Source organism: Paucilactobacillus wasatchensis (assembly GCF_000876205.1).
GTDB lineage: Bacteria > Bacillota > Bacilli > Lactobacillales > Lactobacillaceae > Paucilactobacillus > Paucilactobacillus wasatchensis.
The window spans coordinates 41062-61430 of the sequence record NZ_AWTT01000001.1 but is presented as its reverse complement, the minus strand read 5'-3'; the positions used below and the strand labels follow the sequence as shown (position 1 = coordinate 61430).

Here is a 20369-nt window from a genome sequence, read left to right as displayed (position 1 = left end):
ACACTTGGCAAACAGTCAGCACTAAGTATGATGCTAACTAACAGTATCAAGTAGCATCGATCATTCATAAAATATCTAAGGAGGAATTAGATAATGGACCGGGCAAAAGTAATTGTGCATATGTATATTTCGATTGATGGCAAAATTGACGGTGAATATTATGGTCAAGATGGCGACAAAGTGTCGAGCGATTTTTACGATGACCAAATGTATCGCTTGAGTAATGCGGGAGCTAATGGAGCAACCACCGTCAAAATGTATGCCGCCAAGGGGCACCCAGATTTAACCAAGTATAGCGTGGCTGACATCGATTATAATGATTGGGTGCCTGCCATCAAATCAAACCTATGGGATATCAGTTTTGACCGGCATGGAACTGCCGGCTGGGAAACTAATTATTTTGAATATGATGGCAAAAAGAGCCGGGTGATTGAAGTGGTGACCAAACAGGCAGCGAAAGAATATCTCGCCTTTTTGCGGTCCATGGAGATTCCTTACTTAATCTGTGGTGATGCGGATTTAGATATTGAAATGGCACTAACCAAACTGAAACAGCGTTTTGGCATTGACACCATTTCACTTGCTGGTGGAGCTGTAATTAACGGTGCGTTTTTGAAAGCGCACATGGTCGATGAGATTTCAATGGTCGTTGCGCCATATGTGAGTGGGGATGCCACTGCTAAGGCGGCGTTTGACACCAACAAAACGTTTGTTAACGATCGTTTTAAAATCAAGAACGTGCCCCAGCTAGATGATGGTGGTTTGCACCTGATTTTTGCCAAAGATAGGACGAATTAAAATACAAGAGGCTGCAGCAAAAACTATATTTTTGCTGCAGCCTCTTGTATTTTCCGAACATTATTTTCGTACTAACTTTAGAGTAAACAATTTAATCAACAGATTTCGTCGAATCACGTTCCACAATTTTAAACGGCAAATACTTTGATTTAAATCGTTGTTCGCCCAATAAAAAGTTGATGCCTTCCTGACCCATTTCGTAAAATTGCTGCGTGACACTAGTGAGCCGCGGTCGCACCATATCGACCAGGCTGGTTCCGTCAATGCTGATGATACTCAAATCTGCTGGGACTTGGATCCCAGCTTTAATCGCGGTGTTCATCAAGCCAACACCCACCAAATCACTGGCGCACACGACCGCATCAATGGTTGATTGGTGCATGTAATTGGTCATCGCAACAATACCGTCATCATAGGTGAAATCACCGTACTGAATCCAATCTGGTTGCACGATTAGTCCGTGATCTTGCATACATTTTACGTAGCCTTTTGTCCGCTTAGTGACTGCCCCTTTCGCCGGGATACCAGCGAAACCGATTTTTTGGTGCCCCTGGGCGATTAAAAAGTTGGTGGCGTCATAACCCATTTTAAAATTATCGGAAGTCACAAACGGAAATAGGGTGTTTTTCACGTCGGTCGACAAGCAAACACAAGGGATGTTGGCCTCCGTCAGTAGTTGTAACACGCTATCGTCTAATTCCAATGAGACTAGAATAATTCCCTTAACGGCGCGCTCACTGACGGTTTTAATTGCCCGCACCTGTGAGTCGGTGTCCTCGTGATCTGCGTGCAGCACAAAAACATCCAGGTTACTTTTCACCGCTTTATCTTCAATGGCGGAAATAATGCTATCACTGAAGTTAGACTTAGTGTTTGACACGATCACCGCAATGATGTGACTCGTTTGTTGAACTAACTCTGCGGCCGCCGTATTTTTAATATAGCCCATCTGAGCAGCAGCTTCGCGCACTTTTTTTTCAGTGGCACTATTGTGTTCACCGGTATTTGACAGCACACGAGACACGGTTGCAATTGATAGGTTAGTTTTTTGGCAATGTCTTTAATTGTTATGCGAACTTCGTGTTCCATTATTTTTCTCTTCTATCTTGAAAGTATGTGGGCCCTGCAAAAAACGGTGTGAATCTCTTGCATGTTATTTATTTTACTACAGAAAGTGAGATTCGTGTGCAGCTGATGATCAGGTCAATAAACTGAAACTTTTAATCATTATCTATTGTAAACGTTTACAGAATGATCTACAATGTCTTCTGTAAACGTTTACAGAAGAATTTAAGGAGATGTTCCTGATGGAAGATACACATGATACGGTGGCGGCACCAACAGAGAAGAAGCGTCATTCATTACCAAATATTAGTATGAAAACAATGTTCGCCATTACATTCGGGTTCTGCGGGGTTAATATTGCATTTTCTTTGCAAACCTCACAAATGAGTCGGATTTTTCAAACTTTAGGAGCTGATCCAAACAAATTAGGCTTCTTCTTCATTTTCCCACCATTGATTGGCATGATTATTCAACCTTTGCTTGGTAAGTTCTCTGATGGATTTTGGTCACCTAGATTCGGTCGCCGGATGCCATTACTGATGGTTGCAGCACCGTTAGCTGCAATCATCATGGTTTTACTACCGAATGCTGGCTCACTGGGATTTGGCTATGCTTCACTAGGTGCACTTATTTTTGGCTCAATTGCAATTATTTTAATGGATCTATCAAACAACGCTTGTATGCAACCATTCCGTATGATTATTGGCGATATGGTTAATGAAGGTCAAAAGGATAAAGCGTGGTCGTGGCAACAATCATTTAGTAACTTGGGTGGTGTTCTCGCTAGTGTCTGCCCATTCTTACTAACATGGATTGGTGTTTCTAACGTCGATAAGCGTGGCGTGGTGCCATTTTCAGTGCGGCTGTCATTTTACATTGCTGCTGTTATTTTGTTACTAATCTCAATCTATACGATTGTGTCAGTTAAAGAATACGACCCAGAAACTTATGCGTTGTATCATAACTTTGATTACAAAGAGAAAAAAGTGAAAAAGTCTTACTGGACATTGATTAAAGAAGCGCCCAGCACGTTCTGGGAAGTCGCTGTGATTCAGTTCTTCGCTTACTTTGGCATTCAATATCTGTGGACATACACCACTGGTGCGATTGCACAAAACGTTTGGAATACTGCAAACTCAACTTCTAGTGGTTTTCAAGCTGCCGGTAACTGGTACGGAATCTTAACCTTCGTGCAGTCAATTGTCGGAATTGTTTACGGTTTCTTGGTCTTATCACGGACAAGTCAGTTCAAGCGTAAATTCTGGTATCGTATTGGTTTAGCTAGTGGTGGTTTAGGGATGATTTGGGTGGCATTCACTCATAATCAGTATGTCCTGATTTTAGCCTTTATCTTAATCGGAATTTGTTTCTTAACCATGCACACGGAACCATTTGCGATTTTCACTACATCAACTGATGGTGAAAATGATGGTGCCTACATTGGTTTGTTCAACGTCTTCATTTGTTTACCACAAATCGTGGCTTCGGTCAGCAGTTTCGCCATTTTCCCATTAGTTGGGAACTCAATGCCAGCTATGATCGCCATTGGTGGTGTTTCGTGGTTAACTGGGGCTGCATTAATGGGTATCATTAAGTCGGATTCCAAGACAAAAAGTGAAACAGTTAAATAAACAAAGGAGAAATTAGATTATGGCTAAACAGTCAATTAAATTTGAAAATCAAGACCAGCAAGTCACTTTTCATGACGGCACTAAGAATCTAAGATTAACCGTTGTGACACCTGCGATTGTGCAAGTGTTCCAGGACCATGGCAACAGTCAAAATTCGTACGCCATTGAAGGCAACAAACAAGTCAAAGTTGATTATCAGGTAACGCCCACTGACGACTATGTCGAAGTGACAACCAGTGAACTAACCTTAGATGTTTATGCGGACTTGACGTTAAATGTTTACGATGCAGACAAGAACCCGTTAGTACTTGACTACAAGGGCGAACGCCAGACGATTGATAAGCACATCGATGAAGCTCACAAAAAGATCGTTCGCTCTGAAGGGCATGAAGTTTCAACCCTCAGTCATCAGGATGACACGTATTATGAAGTTGTGAAGCAGCTAGCAGATGACGAGCAAATTTATGGGTTGGGCGATAAGACTGGCTATCTAAACAAGCGTGGTTATGAGTATGATAACTGGAACTTTGACGAGCCCCGGCCACATATTGAAACATTTACCCATCTTTATAAATCGATTCCGGTTATGTTTGGTTTGAAGAACGGTCGTCCTTATGGCTTATTCTTTGACAATACTTATCGCAGTCATTTTGACATGGGGAAGGAAAGCCAGCACTATTACTTCTACTCAGCCGTGGATGGCAATCTAAATTACTATATCTTAGGTGGCAACAGTCTCAAGGCTGTTATTTCCAACTATACTTACCTAACCGGCCGGGTACCATTACCACAAAAATGGATGCTTGGTTACCAGCAGTCACGTTGGGGTTACAGTATGAGTCAAGACCGCGTGGAAGAGATTGTGGACAAGTTTGCGGAGTACCATTTGCCACTTGAGGCGATTCATTTTGATATTGACTACATGGATGGCTACCGCGTGTTCACCTGGGATAATAATAAGTTTAAGCACCCACAGGAATTTTTGAGTAAATTGAAGAGCAAAGGTGTCCATGTCATCCCAATTTTGGACCCCGGGGTTAAACAAGATGAAGACTATGATATCTACAAAGAAGGAGTTGCTAAAGGCTACTTTGCTAAGAACAAGGATGGCAGTGTCTACATTAATCGCGTTTGGCCAGGTCAATCAGCCTTCCCAGACTTTGGTAATCCGGCGGTTCGTGACTGGTGGGGCAAGCATTGCAAATTCCTACTAGACAGTGGCGCTGCTGGTATTTGGATTGATATGAATGAGCCAGCAACATTTGACGGTGACATGCCTGAAGATGTTGTGATGACTGACGAAGACCATCCATCAACCCTGAAACAACTGAACAATGTTTACGGTCATAATATGGCTCGTGCTACCTATAACGGAATTAAAACGGCTACGGGCAAACGGCCATACGTGATCACCCGTGCAGCCTTTGCCGGAACGCAAAAATATTCCACCATTTGGACTGGTGATAACCAAAGCATTTGGCCACACCTGCAAATGATGATCCCTCAAATCAGTAACTTGGGGATGAGTGGTTTTGGTTTTGCTGGAACTGATATCGGTGGTTTCAGTGCCGATACGACCCCAGAACTGTTAACTCGTTGGATTGAGGCGTCAATCTTTAGCCCACTACTGCGAAACCACAGTGCCTTGCAAGTTCGCGACCAGGAACCATGGGTCTTTGGTGACAAAGTTTTGTCTATTTATCGTAAGTATCTGCATTTGCGATATCACTTTATTCCATATTTGTATGACTGCTTTGCTGCGGGCACTCGCGATGGGCTGCCAGTAATGCGCCCACTCGTGTTGAATTACGATGATGACGAAAACGTCCGTAATCTAAACGATGAATACATGGTTGGTGATCAGATTTTGGTAGCACCAATTGTGCAACAGGGTCAAACTGCTCGTTCAGTCTATTTGCCTGCAGGTGATTGGATCGATTTATGGAGTGGGGTTCAATATGGTGGTTGTAACAACATTATTGTGGACGCACCAATTGATAAGTTACCAGTATTCGTCAAGATGAACACTATTTTGCCATGGGGCAAGTTTGTGGAACACATGAGTGAAGAACCTGACGACACGATGAAGTTTAGGTTGTTCGGTGATAGCGGCAGTTATGACCACTATCAAGATGACGGTGTGGACTTCAAGTATGAGGATGGCGAGTATAATCTTTATACCGTGACGGTTGCTGAAAATGGTGATGCAAGTGTTACGTTGACGAACAACGGTTTTGCACCGGTTTACAAGACGATTGAACTTGAATTGACTGGTAAGGAATTGACGTTTAAGTATCAGGAACAAAGTAAAAAATATACATTAGAATAGGATTGAATAAAGGACTTCAGCGATTTGCCGGAGTCCTTTGTTGTGGGTTCTTGATTAGATTATTTTGGAACGTTTACATGTGATTTGAATATCTTCGCAAAGTAGCTCTGAAATATTTTGCGGGTATATAAAATTTGTTTTGAATTATTCGGTCTCCATTGGAAGCAAAAAGATCTTCTGTTAGCAACATTAAAGGGCCGCTATCAATAAATTTTCTTTTGAAAGTTTCTACAGGTCGTTCTGATAACACAATAGTAACCTCAGAACTGGCAGTAAAGGAATAAATATCTTTTTCTAATAATTGTACCAAATTTGTAGGGTCCTCAATATCTATTCCAAATTTTTCAATAGTTTCAGGAAGAATGATAGATAGTTCATTTGCTACATTTTTTAATTTGTTCTTATACCAAAGATTTAATGTTAGATACTTGCTATCTTTTACCGAAAATAATTTATCAGTAAATGTGCTCGCAGTATTTTTGTGAAAATAAGCCTCACATGAATCTAATTTTAATGATACAGAACCCCTCAATGGATTTTCAATTAATTCGATTCCACCAGAGTTCGACTCCTGTTTTTCAGTAACATAGTGGCCTTGTCCATGAATGCTCTTAATAACATTATCTTCTTTAAGTAAGGATAAAGCTGTCCTCAGTGTTACTCGACTCACATTGAAATCGTTACTCATTGATTCTTCTGACGGTAACTTTGCACCAGGCGCAAAACTACCATTTTTTATCATTGATAATAGTTGATTGTATACTTGTACATATCTAGGGGCGCGGTGCATTACTGTTCCTCACATTCTTATAATAAAATCTCAATTTAGATTACTCTTCAATGGCGAATTGGTCAAATGAACAAATTCGATAAAATAGCCTAAATTCGAGCGATCCGATTTTATGAAGCGCTGTGTGGAAATAAATTTTAATTTAGTTAATACGTGCAACATTGCAAAGTTGGTGTTATGGGTTTCAATATAAAACTTCGTGACACCTTTGTTAGATCCTTCGTTAATTAGATCCTTTAAGATATTAGTGGCAAAACCTTTACCTGCTGAAGCAGAATTGACCATTAGTCTGTGGAAAATCCAGGAATCTTTTGTTTGTGTCACTGTCACAGCAGAGTCAAAATTTTCTCCATAAATTAATACATTTCTATCAATAATGTCCTGATAAATAATTGAGCTATTAGGATAACCATTTGTCCATTGATTTACACCGTTAGCAATCATTTGTTTTTTCGCATCAACCATCAACTGATGTAATGCTAGCAAATCAGAAGGAGTAGCAGATCTTTTTTGAATTTTCATATTAATTGTTTTTACTCTTTTTTAGAAGATTAATAATGACATTACGAGCATCATTATCACACCAAAAACCATTGGTACAGAAGTTCTTTTAACGATTTGAACTGGTGATAATTTTGTTGTTCCGGCAACTATCAATATAACAGCAGCAACGGGAGACACTGCTCGTAATAGGTTTCCAGATAGCTGCATTGGAACTGATAAGGCCTCTGGTGTAATTCCTGCGGCTTTTGCTAATGGAATAATTAGTGGAATCATTGCAAACAAAAGAGCAGTGCCGCTGCCACTGAGTAAAACAATAACTGCCGTAAATACAACCATGATTATTGGTAATACTACGCCTGAACTATTCATATTTTGCATTGCATTTTGAACTAACTCGATAATGCCAATAGAAGTTAATCCTTGCACAAATACTTGGGCGGAAACTAGTAATGCAACAATGCTCATTACATTACCCATGCCATCAAAAAAGGTGCTGGTTTCTTTGAGAACTTTTTGTAAATTCTTTTTAGAAACATATTCCACGATAACAGCGATTATAAAACTAATTAACGTAACCATTTGTACACTAAGATTTAAACTAGTATGAGCGAATATATTAATAAAGAAAACTAAGAGTAATAAGACAATTGGCAGTAACGGAAGTAGCCCATAAATAAATCCGGAAAATCCGGTATGATTGCCATAACTATCATCAGTTTCATTTTCGGTATTTTTCTGGTTTCTAACTTCTTCTTCATATGAGATATCTTTATTTTGTCGTTTATCTTCATGTTTTTGCCAAAAGTAGTGGATGATTGCAATTGCAAGTAGGGTTGGAATTGACACGATTGCATGATATCTAAACACATAGTCGGTGACTGACAGGTGTAATTGTGCAGCAATAGCAACGTTGTCTGAGCCTAATGGTGTTGGAATGATTGTTGCGGATGTAGCAATAACTGCAGCTGCGCTTAATCTAGACATATTTGCAGAACGCAATACTGGGTAAAGAGTTGCTAATAAAATAATAGCTAGATTTGATGCACTAGGAATAACGAGGGATAATAAGTTACCTATTAAGAACACGATAGGAATTAATATATACACAGATTTGATTTTTAGTATGGGCTTCGTTAAGGCATGAACAGTAACTTTATTAGCGCCAATGTGATTCATATATGCACTGTAGCCACCAAGTATAAGAATAACAAATCCTGGACCTACTAATGTACTAGAAAATTGATCCACTAGTGCTTGAAATGGATTAAGCCATGAAGCGCCAGTAGGAATAGTTACAGTAACTTTTTGACCCATAATAATTGCAATGTACATAAGCACAATTCCAAGTGATAAAAGAGTCATTTTGATATCGTTCTTTTTTAAAAGCATATAAACAAGTATCCCTACTGCCAATAAGCCAATTAATGAAATTAATATTGCATTCATTTTCTAAATCCTCCAGTTATTAAATTGTCTTTTTAATTGCATCTACAAACCAGGCTTCGAAAGCTTTTGTATCGACGCTGATTGCGACTTTTGCATTATCAGCTTGATTCAGGTACCCTTTTAAATCAATTAATGAAGCGCCAGAAGTTAATGTACCTTGAGTTTCAATTGAAATGTGTGTGTCAGTTATATCAAATATTTCTGGTGCCAAAATTAAAGCAACAGCTAAAGCATCATACATGTTTAATCCAATTTTGAAACTGCCACCTCGATATTTAGAGAATAACTGGTAAAACATATCACCAACTTTACCGAAGGATTTAATTTTCTCAGAAGTTGTTGGCATGATTTTTGCTTGTCGGCCAACCTCCATGGGAGCAACTTTAATCTTTAAGCCACTTTGGAAAACCATTTTTGCAGCTTCTGGGTCATTACCAAAATTGAATTCTGATAATACTCCAAAATTTCCGCGTCCTAGGCTTCCTCCCATCAAGACCAAATTTTCTATTTTATCAAGATCATTGGGATATTGATGAATGAACAGAGCAATGTCGGTCAGTGGCCCGATTCCAATAATTGTTGTTTTTTCATTGCTTTCGGTTACGACTTTATGCATGGATTGAGCTGCTGTAATGTTGTTCTCGGGAAATAAGCTTGGTTCAGGAAATGGATATCCATCCATACCCGTTTTGCCGTGTACACCGCTGGCATCGTGCAAAGGCCGAAGCAATGGTTTTACACTTCCTGGGACAATCGGAATAGACTTACCAAAAAAAGTTAAAATTTTCTGTGTATTCAATGTCGTTTTTTCCAAGCTAACATTTCCAGCAATTGGACAAATAAGCTTCACATCTAATTTCTCACTTGAAGTGGCTATTGCTATAGCAACCGCATCATCTATACCTGGATCTGTACTAATAATTACTGGTCTTTTACTTACTGCATTCATATGAATATATCTCTCCTTTAAATAAAGCGTTTTCATTACAAAATATAGTATACAACGTTGTATTAAATAAAACAACTATGTATTTAAATAAAATACAACGTTGTTTTTTTATCTTATAAATTGAATCTAATTAAAATTGAAATTTAATGAACTATAGTTGCTTGTATAGCTATGCTTTACGTGTTTTTTTGAAATCTTTATAATAAAAACGAGATTTGAATTTTTTCAAATCTCGTTTTTATTAATCGAAAGTTATTGCTGTTCCATTTGATCGAACACAGTCGGAATATAAGTGGTATGCCGTTTTTCAACGGCGCGAACTTCCATTAACATAATGGTCGCAACTGCTACTACCGCAATCAAATTGACGGGGGCAAACATAATGCCCATCAAACAACCAACCAGCAGCGGTGCTTCCAAAATGGCCGAGCTAAGACCAGTTGCAACGACAACAGCGACGTATAAATGATCCAGTCCGGGGATGAGATTGCTGATGGCCAAGCCCTGCGCCGTGGATGCAAATAACACAGGAAAGATATCGCCACCAATCCAGCCGGTATTCAGGCAAATGGTTAATAAGATTAGTTTGCCAAACGACATTATCGCTAAATACCAAAAGGATTGGTGTTGCCAGGCGGCAGTGAATAAATGGAAATTGTGTTGGCCAGAAAACAATAGATCGGGAGCCCATAAACTGACGAGGTAAATCATCAGGCCGCCAAAAATAACGAGACTGAATTCGTGAAACAAACGTCCCTGAATCACGTGCCGCAGTTGAATCATCATTTTCAGATAAATATGGCCCAGCAAATAGCTACCAATTAGGAGTGGAATGAACCAGTTTAATGCCTGAAAGTGCCAGTAGGAGGTGCCCAGGCGAATAATCAAGGATGGTTCATGAAACACGATAAAAACGATTGCCAACCACAGAATGCCATTGGCTAGATAAGTGATTGTCAGCGGCTTGCTGATTAGTTGGTGGTGTTCGTTTGTGCGAGGTTGTAAGTAGTGGTGCGGTGTCAATAAAATAATGACTCGCTTTAACAATGATTATTGCATAAACACGTTAAAGTTAACTGTGAGATATCGCAGCTTGTCATTCAACCACACCCAATATAAAACGGTGGAACTAACCAGGGTGGCCTCTGGTCCCAGGCTGGTACCACTAACCAGAATGATGGCGAATAATCATTTGCAACAAAACGTAGCGATAATTAGCTGTACCAGTACGGCGAATTTCAACCATGATGTTACTGAAGTTTTTGGGTAATTGACCAAACCAGCGGCGAGTAATCAGGATAACGAGCGCAACTGCAATCATGATTACAGCGTTGCGAAGCGGCTGAAAGTAAGAATCTCGCCAAATAAGTTCAATTAATTGCCCCTGCAATATATAGAAGAGTCCTACTAAAGTGCCACAAACAGCACTGAGTATTAATCCATACGTAAATAAAAATAAATGCTTAAACATAAAAAAATCCTCTCTGGTAAAAACAGTCCGATAATCATTTAACCATAAATGGAAGAAAATTTCAGGTTTGTTGAATAATAACGTGCTAATTTGAGTTTTGTGCGTATTTAATAGCTAGGAAGTATTGATGCAAATATGCTAAAAAATTTTTTGCACCGGTTGAAATGGGCTAGTCCAGGGATAGCAGGCAATTGGTCCATACCAGGACAAGGTGCATGTGATAAAAGGGGTTGCATCTATAATGTAAAGGGTTACAATTATGACATTGTAAAAATTTACTTGTTTTTTGTTAGGAGAGATTGGCATGAAAACGCGACATTTAAGCACCTTCTTTATTTTTGTTTTCGGGGCACTTGGTGGCCTATTATTTGGTTTTGATACTGGTATTATTTCAGGCGCATCTTCACTGATCGAAACAGATTTTAGCCTGAATATTGAACAAACTGGCTTTATTACTTCATCAGTGTTAATCGGCTCCTCCATTGGGGCGCTATCGATCGGGAGTTTGTCAGATCGATTTGGCCGTAAAAAGTTATTGTTGGTTGCTTCTATTTTATTCTTACTAGGTTCCGGACTTTCAATGACTGCAGTGGGCTTTGGCTCCATGATTACTGCCCGGATCATCCTGGGTTTCGCAGTTGGGTCTGCTTCAGCGCTAACTCCTGCTTACTTAGCAGAATTAGCCGATGCACCGCACCGTGGTTCACTTGGAACAATGTTTCAATTAATGATTACACTGGGTATTTTGTTAGCTTACGTTTCTAATTTAGGTTTCTTGCACCACAACCTGCTGGGAATGCGTGATTGGCGCTGGATGCTTGGTTCAGCACTGATTCCTGCTGCCATCCTCTTTGTTGGCTCACTTATTTTGCCAGAATCACCACGATTCTTAGTTGAAAAGGGCAAAGTTGATGAAGCTGGAAATGTGTTGCACGGCTTACGTGCTAATACAAATGAAGATCCAGACAAGGAGTTAGCTGATATTCAAGAAGTTGCCAATCAACCGAAGGGCGGCTTAAAGGAATTATTTACTTTTGCCCGTCCTGCCGTCATTGTCGCAATTGGCTTGATGTTATTGCAGCAACTTGTTGGTATTAATTCTGTAATTTATTTCTTGCCACAAGTATTTATTAAGGGGTTTGGTTTTGCTGAAGGAACTGCTATCTGGATTTCTGTTGGTATTGGTGTGGTGAACTTTGTCTGCACGGTGCTGGCTTACAACATCATGGATAAGTTCAATCGTCGCACAATTTTACTCTTTGGTTCAATCGTGATGGCCGTTTCTATCGGTGTGTTATCGATTCTAAACTTCACGATAAGTGTCAAAGCCGCAGCAGTGCCAACAATGATTTTAATTGCCATTTATATTTTTGGCTTTGCGGTTTCGTGGGGACCAATTTGTTGGTTAATGATTGGTGAAATTTTCCCATTGAATGTTCGTGGTGTCGGTAATTCGATCGGTTCAGCTGCTAACTGGATTGGCAATTTCATTGTGTCCCAATTTTTCTTAGTGCTATTAACAACATTCCATAATAATGTTGGCGGTCCGTTTGCTGTCTTTACATTCTTTGCGGTCGTTTCAATCTTTTTCGTTATTTATATGGTTCCCGAAACGCGGGGTAAATCATTGGAAGAAATTGAAATGGAAATGCGTCGTAAAGCAGCTGCTAAAACTACAGATAATTAAAATTAAGCCTTCTTTGAATGAACTGCATTTGTGGCAATTCAAGCAAAGAAGGCTTTTACTAATTAAAAAAATATCTAACCAGCATTATTGCTGATCGGTTGTGATATATTAGGAAGCGTAAGTTTTTATCAGGGGGGATTTATTATGGCGGAGAAGGAGAGCCAACTTAAATTTTGTCCAAACTGCGGCGAACCATTGTCTGATGGCGATGATTTCTGTCCAAATTGTGGTTTTAATATCAAAAAATATTTGGCACAAAAGCCTCAAACAGCAACAAACGCATCCAATAGCGGTGACTCAGCTGAGCAAGCACAAAGAAATGGTGCACCGAAAAAACCGAAACGTGGGCGGGGGAAAATATGGCTCATTGTAGTGATTGTGGTGGTAGTGTTAATTGGTGGCGCTGCAGCATTGATAAAGCACAATAGTGACACAACTAATAGTGAAGCAGCATCTCAATCACAAAGCTCACAAGCATCAAGTAGTAGTGCTACCTCTAGTACAAGTAGTAGTGCAACACAGGATAGTGAAGCCAGCATCAATAATTCAGATTTGTCTACCGAACAATTGGCATTGCTAACATATGATTACGTGTACGAAAAGTATCACAGCGACCCAGCTGGTTTATCAGATCAATGGAAAGCGATGATCGCTAAGGGGAAGAATCGCCAGTTTATGATTATGGTCGAGGATAAAACGGCAACTGATGAGGATCCAAAGAGCACAACTTACTATATGTTTGACGGGACTGATGATCAATTGAAGCAACAAGCCCCGGGGATGATGTTTTATAATGATGGCACTGGTGTAACAATCTATGCGGATCCTAATTTGGAGGGACCGGATAAAGCCAAAGAAATGTTTGGTGGTTCAATTAGTTACTCCGATTTGAGGAAGGGTGCCGACGTTTCGGATGACATTTTACGCAATGCCAAAAATTACGTTTATTATAATCAGGACTGATTGATTGTACTGCTGAATGCCCGCAAATTTAGTCACCAAGTTAAGCCGCCGTTTTGATTTCAAAGGCGTATAATATTATTAATTAAGCGTTTCCAATAGGAGGATATTTATGCAAATTACAAAAGATATTTTTGGACAATTAGACGGAACAGATATTGAACGGTACACGGTGACAAATCAAGCTGGTAGTTTTATTCGGGTAATCACACTCGGTGCTACTTGGCAGGGGTTTGTGGTCAATGGTAAGCCACTGATTGTGTATTTTGATGATGTGGCACGGTATGCTGGACCCGCCAATTACTGCCTTTGTAAATCAGTTGGTCGGGTTGCTGGCCGGATCTCAGATGCGACAGCCACAATTGATGGAAAAGAATTTCATTTTGACGCAAATGAAAGTGGTAATACGCTACACGGTGGCCCACATGGTTTTCCAGAATTAATTTGGGATGCTAAGACACAAGTGCGAGAACATGAGGCGAGCGTTGTTTTCTCACGGCATATTCCTAGCACAGAGGACCACTTTCCTGGTGACCTAGATGCCACGATTACGTTCACATTCAACGATGATAATGAAGTAGCAATCACGTTTGATGCCGCTACCACGGCCACAACGTTATTCAATCCAACTAATCACGCCTATTTTAATATTACAGACGGCCAAAAAGATATTACCAGCTTACAGTTGCAGATTAACAGTGATAGGATGCTTGAATTAGACGATCGCAAATTGCCAACAGGCAAGTTCAATGCCATTGCTAATACAGGCTACGATTTCACCAAGACTACTTCAGTGACAGAGGCATTGACGGCCATTAAGAAACAAACTGGCAAGATAGAAATTGATGATGCATTTGAAGTAACGCCAAGTGCAGACCAACCAATTGCAGTTTTGAGTGATGCCAATAGTAATCGCCATGTAGCAATTTATTCCGATCGCAATGGATTAGTGGTCTTTACGGCTAACCCATTAGATGATTCAAAGCTATACAATGCAGTGGCGACAGAGGCCCAAACGTTGCCAGATGCAATTAACCATGAGGGCTTCGGTGATATCACTTTGAAGCCAGATAAGCCTAAGCAGTACACGATTAGATATCGGTACTTCGAAAAATAGAGCGTTGAACAGCTACGATTTGACTCCGTGGCATAAGTAAAAATCCTTAGATGAACTCAAAAGTATGAGTTCATCTAAGGATTCTTTACTTTATGCATGAGCCATTTGCGGCAGTGAACGTGTTTAATCAACATAAATTATATAAACGCAATTTTACTCTCAAACTATGTATCCTACTCATCCAATAAATGGTTTATAATCCACGCCCAACCGCTGAGCGATTGTCATAATTTCCTCAAGTGTATGGTCATCAATTTCAATGCCATTTTTCTTTCGGTCAGCGTATGCAATAGCTTCCTTATCGCCATGAACGTAAATTGTTTTGCCAGGAATAGCAGGTAGTTCGCGGATGTTTTGTAAATACTCTGAAAAGCGATTAACAATCTGATCTTTATCACCAAAAATAGCTGGATCAATGGCAATGAAACTTTGACTGGGTCCAACCTGTAAATCTGCTGGTGAAATTTCCGTGGAAGTATTGCCCATTGAAAGAATGGACGTAAATACTTCAACGATAATTCCGAGACCAAATCCTTTGTGACTCCCAGTTGCTTCCGAAACGCCGCCAAGGGGGGCTAAACCAACGTTCGCTTCCGGATCGCGAAGTAAATCTAAGTCGTGAGTATCGTTGTGGTCGTAAACCGGTTCGTCACCATTTTTTGCCACCCACAAAGCGGGTAAATCTTTTTCCAATTTGCGATAAACTTCGATTTTACCTTGTGGCACAGTGCTAGTAGCGGCATCGAAAATGAAAGTATGTGGTTTAGCTGGCATGGCAAAAGCAATTGGATTGGTACCGACGAACGCCTTAGTAGCATGAGTTGGTAACATTGCCGGTCGTGAATTAGTTGAAGACATTCCAATTAAGCCTTGTTCAGCTGCCATGTTGGCATAGTAACCGGCAATGCCATAATGACCAGAGTGTCTGGTAGTAACAATGCCAACACCATGTTCTTTGGCTTTTTTGATAGCAACCTCCATGCTGTAAATGCCATTTAGTTGGCCTAATCCAAAATGGGCATCAACCACGGCACTAACATCTGTTTGTTTGACGATCTCAGGTTGACTCTTAACGCGGATTTTACCATTTTGAATGAAGTGATCATACATAACCATGCGTTGGACACCATGAGATTCGATGCCGTGCAGATCGGTGTAAATCAAGGTATGGGCTACCTTTTCGCTTTCATCGTCTGAGAACCCGTATGCCTGATAAATATTGAACACTAGTTGTTTCATTTTGTCGCTGTCGTATCGTTTTATCATTTACAACCACCACGCTTTTCTTATTTTTAAAACTAGCATAATTGCGGAACATATAGTAAATGTTAGTGATCTGACATGGACTTGTCAACGTGTTTTCTAATTAAATTTTAATCATTTTATCATTTTTGGCGCAAAAGATGTCTAGATCGATATAACTTGTATATCAGTTTAAAAGATACAAGATGTGCTGTTTTAAATTGAAAACTTAAAAATGACAATTGAGACAATCACTGAATTGACAAGTTTTCATTACGAAAACGGTTTCCATGATAAGGAAACGGTTACACTTATTTGTTGTTCCTTGTGAAATTAATAATAATTTCCATTAGTTTAACAAAGGTGGTCCTGCAACCATGGATTGTAAAAGGCTTTCATAACAAAATACCTATTGAACTAGCCAAAAAAAGTGAGTTTAACTAGTATACAAGAGGCTTGTTTGGTGCTATAGTATCTCCTTGTAAGAGCGGATGCTTTAAATCGTTAATTTCGTTTTTTAACTGTGACTGGGAATCATAATTAAAAGTTACCATAGTGACGTTAATTTTCGGTTTAGGTCGATAGCAAATTGATTAGAAGATAAGGAGATCGGAAAAATGAAGAATTTGAAGAAAAGTTTGTTAGTAGTTTTGGTACTTGGTTTTGGTTTATTAGGTTTTGTGGGACAAGCTAATGCATCGTCAACCAGTGCACAAAATACAACAAGTCAAGCAACGACCAGCAAGTTTACTTGGAAGCAGTTCAGAGCTAACTATGCTGCTGCTCAAATGATTGACACACCAGTTGCTAATGCTCAATTAACTAGCAGCAAGAAATCTGCTACCAACAAGATTACTTGGCGCAAGATTGCTGAAGAATATACTTATTCACAAGTTGCTAGTGCACGTGCAGCTCATGATAGCTTTTCAGCTAGCAGCAAGTTCAATTGGCACGATGTTATTACCAACTATATCCAAGCACAAGGCGCTAATGTTAAAGTGATTGAATAGTTTCACTTTTTCCATGTAAAATAGCCATCTCTTAGCTGAGATGGCTATTTTTTTGCCTACTTATAATCGGTGTCCTGAAGGAAAAACCGGCTTGACATTGACTGCTGAAAAACATTTAATGGATAAGTCCACTATTTTAAAAAGTTTGATTGCAAATAAAGAGTTTGTCGGAGGAACCATGGAATTATTCGAATTTAGCAAATACATCGCTGCGGTTTACCGCCAATCCAAAAATGATTTTAAACAACAGATTACCGAACTAGATGTCCGAGCAACACAAAGCGATTTAGTTATGTTTATTCGCGATCACCCGGGGCTAACGCAACAACAAATTGCCAGTAATATGACGATTGATGCCAGTTTACTCGCTAAGGATGTGAAACTGTTGATTAATAAAGGGTGGGTGCAGCGAAAAATTGATCCAGCCGATCGACGGGCGCGGGTAATAACGTTGACTGAAGCTGGTCAGGCCCTGGCTCGCCAATTGCAGGCAACAATGTCGGACTGGTGGGCGGATTTATTTTTGAGTAATCCAGAAATCGATAGTGCAATATTAGGGCATCAATTAGAGTTAGTCAGAAAAGCGTTGGAGGCGAGGAAAGTTGATTAGAAAATGGAGTTTAAGTAAAACGGTTAGACATTTTCTCTGCTTACTTTTTGGGATTGGATTAATGTCAGCAAGCGTAGCGCTATCAAAAATTGCATTGCTAGGAACATCGCCAATTTCGAGCGTACCCAACGTATTGAGCGAAATTACAACATTAACAATTGGTCAGTGGACGATCGTTTATATGATTCTTTTAATTGGACTAGAGGCGGTTGCTTTGGGCAGACGGTTCAGCTGGATCAATGTTATTCAGCTGATTCCATCTTTATTTTTTGGAATCATGATTGACTGGTTTGTACAGTTTTTTAGTTTTATTAAGTTACCGAATTACTGGGTTCAAATTGGACTGACACTGATTAGCATTATTTTGCTGGCAATTGGGGTATTCTTTGAGGTTAATTCCCGTACCCTGATGATGGCTGGTGAAGGAGTGACGGCAGCTTTTGCAATTGCCAAACGGATGTCATTTTCACGGATGAAGGTGCGAGCAGACCTGACGATGGTGATTGCGGCCGTTATTATTAGCCTGCTTTTCAGTCATCAATTAATTGGTGTCCGTGAGGGAACCGTTTTATCAGCTCTTTTATCTGGTCGCATTGTCGGTTTAATTGAAAACCGGTTACCTAAACTAACAAAATGGGTACGTGGCTCAGATGAAGATGATCGGGCTAAAACAGCTGAAACACCTGTAAATTAAATTATTGAATATTACCACCATGGACCTCCGTCGCTTCTGTTACTAAAACAAAAGCGCGGGGGTCAATTTTGTGCACTAGATTAACCAGTTGGCGAAATCGATTCTGTTCCACAATTACCATTAACATTTCACGTGGTTCGCCGGAACGTCCGCCAACTACTTGTTGAATGGTGAGACCGTGATCGGTTTGAGCCAAAATATCGGCTTCAATTTGTGGCTACACTCGATTACTCATGATATAGATCACTTTTTTGCGGTCAAACCCGGTTGCGACATAATTCATCGCTAACCCAGTAATACCAATAGAAAAGACTGCCAAGATAAATGCCTCTACTCCGGCAACCGGAATGTTAAATAAGCAAACCACAAAATCGATGGCAAATAGGCCAATCGCGGGTTTGATATGAAAATATTTTTGCAAGACCATTGGCGGGACGGTGGTGCCACCGCTCGAAGCGTCAATCCGGTAGTTAAGCGCCACCCCAAAAGCGAAAATCGTACTGCCGACAATAATTGCCAGCAGGCGGTCTTCAACGATCATTATTTGGGGGATGATTGATAAAAAGACGGGTAACATCAAGCTGCCAAATAATATTCGCCGGGTTGTCCCCTTATTTAGTAACCAAAATGCAAGCACCAGCATTAGGGCGTTGACGACTAACGTGGTGAAACCAACTGGTAAGTTAAACGCTTCTTGCATTAAAATGGCAATCCCGGTTGCTCCCCCAGCGGCCACGCCATGTGGGGCAAAAAACATGTTAATACTGACAGCGATGATTGCTAATGCCAACAACATCAAGCTAATGCGTGCAACTGGTAAATGTAAATACCGTTTCATAGGTCACCTCTTATCTATTATTAATTTATTATAGTAACTATTATAACGTGCAATAAGGTGGCGTGACCAATGACAACATTTTTGAATGCTTACAGGTTCGTTGATTATTACTAAAAATTATTAAAATCGACAGCATATCTATGTACTGTTTTACTCGATTGGATTATAGTTGACCAAATATCTAGCAGTCCTGCATGGTAAAGGGACATTAGAGTTTGAGGGGAAAAGATTGAAACGCAAATCATGGTTAATGTGGCTGGCATTAGTAATTGGTTTTCTGATTATTCCAGTAACCGATAATGCAGAAAGGCTATCAAGCGAACTACGGCAGCATATTGAACCACTAGTAGCTAAATTAGTGGCTTTATCGCCGACAACGACAACAAGCAAAAAAACGGACAAACAAACGAACGATGAAAGTGCAATCGCGACTGACAAAACACCAATGGAATCCAACGTTCAAGGTGTTACGCTATCGCGGACTTACTATTATCATTTTGCTTCTGGTACACCGCAAGCAGTTAAAACTGTCTTTGAAGAAGCGATCAAAACTTATAACCAAACGGGAGTTGTAAAGCTGGTGCGGGGTACCGGTACGGCAAAACAAAATCAGATTAAATTTTCATTTTATCGTAAGGTGATGGCGGCGCCACAACAAGGAACGATTGAGCTAGGTCGTGGCGGTCCCGACATCATTATCCAAACTGGATTGGACCACTATGTTGCCAATCATGCGTTGGCAAGCATGAATATTACTTATCCGGGGCTCATCAAGCGGTCAGTCGCAATTCACGAACTGGGGCATGCCTTAGGATTGGCCCACAGCACTAGCCAGCGGTCGGTGATGTATCCTGTTGATCGTGGTCGAACCCAATTGACGAATGAGGATATTAATGGTTTGAAGGCTGTCTATAATCAATAATTGCAGAAGGGAATTGAGTAAATGACATCATTGTTATTGCCATTAGCGATGGAAAATGGCGCTAAAATTGGTATTTTAGTCGGCGTATTAGTATTTATCGTCTTATTTATTAAACTGATCATTGGATTTATTAAATTTTGTTTTCGCCACCCAATTATTTTTATCGGTTTACTCCTATGTGGTGGTTTAGGATTTGCCTTTAACTTTTTATTAGCAGGTGTGTTAATTATTGCTGTATTAATTGGCGGATTAGTAACGTTTATTTTAGGTGGTTTTGGCAATTAAGGAGTAAAATGGAGCTGTAAG

19 protein-coding genes and 1 pseudogene are annotated in these 20369 nt (G+C 40.0%); 11 read left to right on the top strand and 9 right to left on the bottom strand.

Translation table 11 applies throughout. From position 1 onward, the window contains the following. Positions 1 to 93 precede the first annotated feature (93 nt). Positions 94 to 798 carry a dihydrofolate reductase family protein gene (locus WDC_RS00295; RefSeq protein WP_044009809.1) on the top strand — a complete coding sequence of 235 codons (705 nt, stop codon included), beginning with the start codon at positions 94 to 96 and terminating at the stop codon, positions 796 to 798. Between the two features lie 91 nt (positions 799 to 889). Here WDC_RS00295 and WDC_RS00290 read toward each other — a convergent pair whose 3' ends face one another. Next, positions 890 to 1831, bottom strand: a complete 942-nt coding sequence (locus tag WDC_RS00290) for a LacI family DNA-binding transcriptional regulator (protein WP_263640384.1) — start codon at positions 1829 to 1831, stop codon at positions 890 to 892. Positions 1832 to 2105: 274 nt separating this feature from the next. On the opposite strand from WDC_RS00290, the gene WDC_RS00285 reads away from it, so the two are divergent. Both WDC_RS00285 and WDC_RS00280 read left to right on the top strand, forming a co-directional pair. Continuing rightward, positions 2106 to 3494 carry an SLC45 family MFS transporter gene (locus WDC_RS00285; RefSeq protein WP_044009808.1) on the top strand — a complete coding sequence of 463 codons (1389 nt, stop codon included), beginning with the start codon at positions 2106 to 2108 and terminating at the stop codon, positions 3492 to 3494. 19 nt (positions 3495 to 3513) lie between these two features. Then, a complete protein-coding gene (locus WDC_RS00280; RefSeq protein WP_044009807.1) occupies positions 3514 to 5823 on the top strand; it encodes a glycoside hydrolase family 31 protein in 2310 nt (769 codons plus the stop codon). Positions 5824 to 5896: 73 nt separating this feature from the next. On the opposite strand, the gene WDC_RS00275 is transcribed toward WDC_RS00280, so the two are convergent. From WDC_RS00275 to WDC_RS09325, 6 genes are all read right to left on the bottom strand, one after another. After that, positions 5897 to 6613, bottom strand: a complete 717-nt coding sequence (locus WDC_RS00275) for a GntR family transcriptional regulator (protein WP_044009806.1) — start codon at positions 6611 to 6613, stop codon at positions 5897 to 5899. A 30-nt stretch (positions 6614 to 6643) separates the two neighbouring features. Continuing rightward, complete coding sequence (locus WDC_RS00270; RefSeq protein WP_044009805.1) at positions 6644 to 7135, bottom strand: GNAT family N-acetyltransferase; 492 nt, start codon at positions 7133 to 7135, stop codon at positions 6644 to 6646. Between the two features lie 21 nt (positions 7136 to 7156). Continuing rightward, positions 7157 to 8563 carry a C4-dicarboxylate transporter DcuC gene (dcuC, locus tag WDC_RS00265; protein ID WP_044009804.1) on the bottom strand — a complete coding sequence of 469 codons (1407 nt, stop codon included), beginning with the start codon at positions 8561 to 8563 and terminating at the stop codon, positions 7157 to 7159. Positions 8564 to 8582: 19 nt separating this feature from the next. Then, positions 8583 to 9512, bottom strand: a complete 930-nt coding sequence (locus WDC_RS00260) for a nucleoside hydrolase (RefSeq protein ID WP_044009803.1) — start codon at positions 9510 to 9512, stop codon at positions 8583 to 8585. Between the two features lie 252 nt (positions 9513 to 9764). Continuing rightward, positions 9765 to 10559, bottom strand: a complete 795-nt coding sequence (locus WDC_RS09330; RefSeq protein WP_082040871.1) for a chloride channel protein — start codon at positions 10557 to 10559, stop codon at positions 9765 to 9767. 118 nt (positions 10560 to 10677) lie between these two features. Next, positions 10678 to 10983 (bottom strand): hypothetical protein, encoded by a 306-nt coding sequence (locus WDC_RS09325; RefSeq protein ID WP_052497750.1) that lies wholly within the window; start codon positions 10981 to 10983, stop codon positions 10678 to 10680. 304 nt (positions 10984 to 11287) lie between these two features. Between WDC_RS09325 and WDC_RS00250 the strand changes: the two genes are divergently transcribed. From WDC_RS00250 to WDC_RS00240, 3 genes are all read left to right on the top strand, one after another. Continuing rightward, positions 11288 to 12670: a sugar porter family MFS transporter gene (locus WDC_RS00250; RefSeq protein ID WP_044009802.1), complete on the top strand. Its 1383-nt coding sequence runs from the start codon at positions 11288 to 11290 to the stop codon at positions 12668 to 12670. Positions 12671 to 12814: 144 nt separating this feature from the next. Further along, positions 12815 to 13633, top strand: a complete 819-nt coding sequence (locus WDC_RS00245; RefSeq protein WP_044009801.1) for a zinc-ribbon domain-containing protein — start codon at positions 12815 to 12817, stop codon at positions 13631 to 13633. Positions 13634 to 13742: 109 nt separating this feature from the next. Further along, complete coding sequence (locus tag WDC_RS00240; protein ID WP_044009800.1) at positions 13743 to 14747, top strand: aldose epimerase family protein; 1005 nt, start codon at positions 13743 to 13745, stop codon at positions 14745 to 14747. Positions 14748 to 14924: 177 nt separating this feature from the next. Here the strand turns inward: WDC_RS00240 and WDC_RS00235 are convergent, their stop codons facing one another. After that, positions 14925 to 16013, bottom strand: coding sequence for an Ldh family oxidoreductase (locus tag WDC_RS00235; RefSeq protein WP_044009799.1), 1089 nt, complete (start codon positions 16011 to 16013; stop codon positions 14925 to 14927). 593 nt (positions 16014 to 16606) lie between these two features. On the opposite strand from WDC_RS00235, the gene WDC_RS00230 reads away from it, so the two are divergent. Genes WDC_RS00230 through WDC_RS00220 form a run of 3 tightly spaced genes read left to right on the top strand, consistent with a single transcriptional unit; the run spans position 16607 to position 18303 of the window. Beyond that, a complete protein-coding gene (locus tag WDC_RS00230) occupies positions 16607 to 16999 on the top strand; it encodes a hypothetical protein (RefSeq protein ID WP_044009798.1) in 393 nt (130 codons plus the stop codon). 52 nt (positions 17000 to 17051) lie between these two features. Next, complete coding sequence (locus WDC_RS00225) at positions 17052 to 17609, top strand: MarR family winged helix-turn-helix transcriptional regulator (RefSeq protein WP_225349597.1); 558 nt, start codon at positions 17052 to 17054, stop codon at positions 17607 to 17609. Continuing rightward, on the top strand, positions 17602 to 18303 hold the full coding sequence (locus WDC_RS00220) for a YczE/YyaS/YitT family protein (RefSeq protein ID WP_156126968.1): 702 nt from the start codon (positions 17602 to 17604) through the stop codon (positions 18301 to 18303). The genes WDC_RS00225 and WDC_RS00220 overlap by 8 nt, the downstream gene beginning before the upstream one ends. 1 nt (position 18304) lies before the next feature. Here WDC_RS00220 and WDC_RS00215 read toward each other — a convergent pair. Further along, positions 18305 to 19141 (bottom strand): annotated as a pseudogene (locus tag WDC_RS00215) (YitT family protein). Between the two features lie 229 nt (positions 19142 to 19370). On the opposite strand from WDC_RS00215, the gene WDC_RS00210 reads away from it, so the two are divergent. After that, complete coding sequence (locus WDC_RS00210) at positions 19371 to 20063, top strand: matrixin family metalloprotease (RefSeq protein ID WP_156126967.1); 693 nt, start codon at positions 19371 to 19373, stop codon at positions 20061 to 20063. Positions 20064 to 20084: 21 nt separating this feature from the next. Beyond that, on the top strand, positions 20085 to 20348 hold the full coding sequence (locus WDC_RS00205; RefSeq protein WP_044009797.1) for a hypothetical protein: 264 nt from the start codon (positions 20085 to 20087) through the stop codon (positions 20346 to 20348). Positions 20349 to 20369 lie beyond the last annotated feature (21 nt).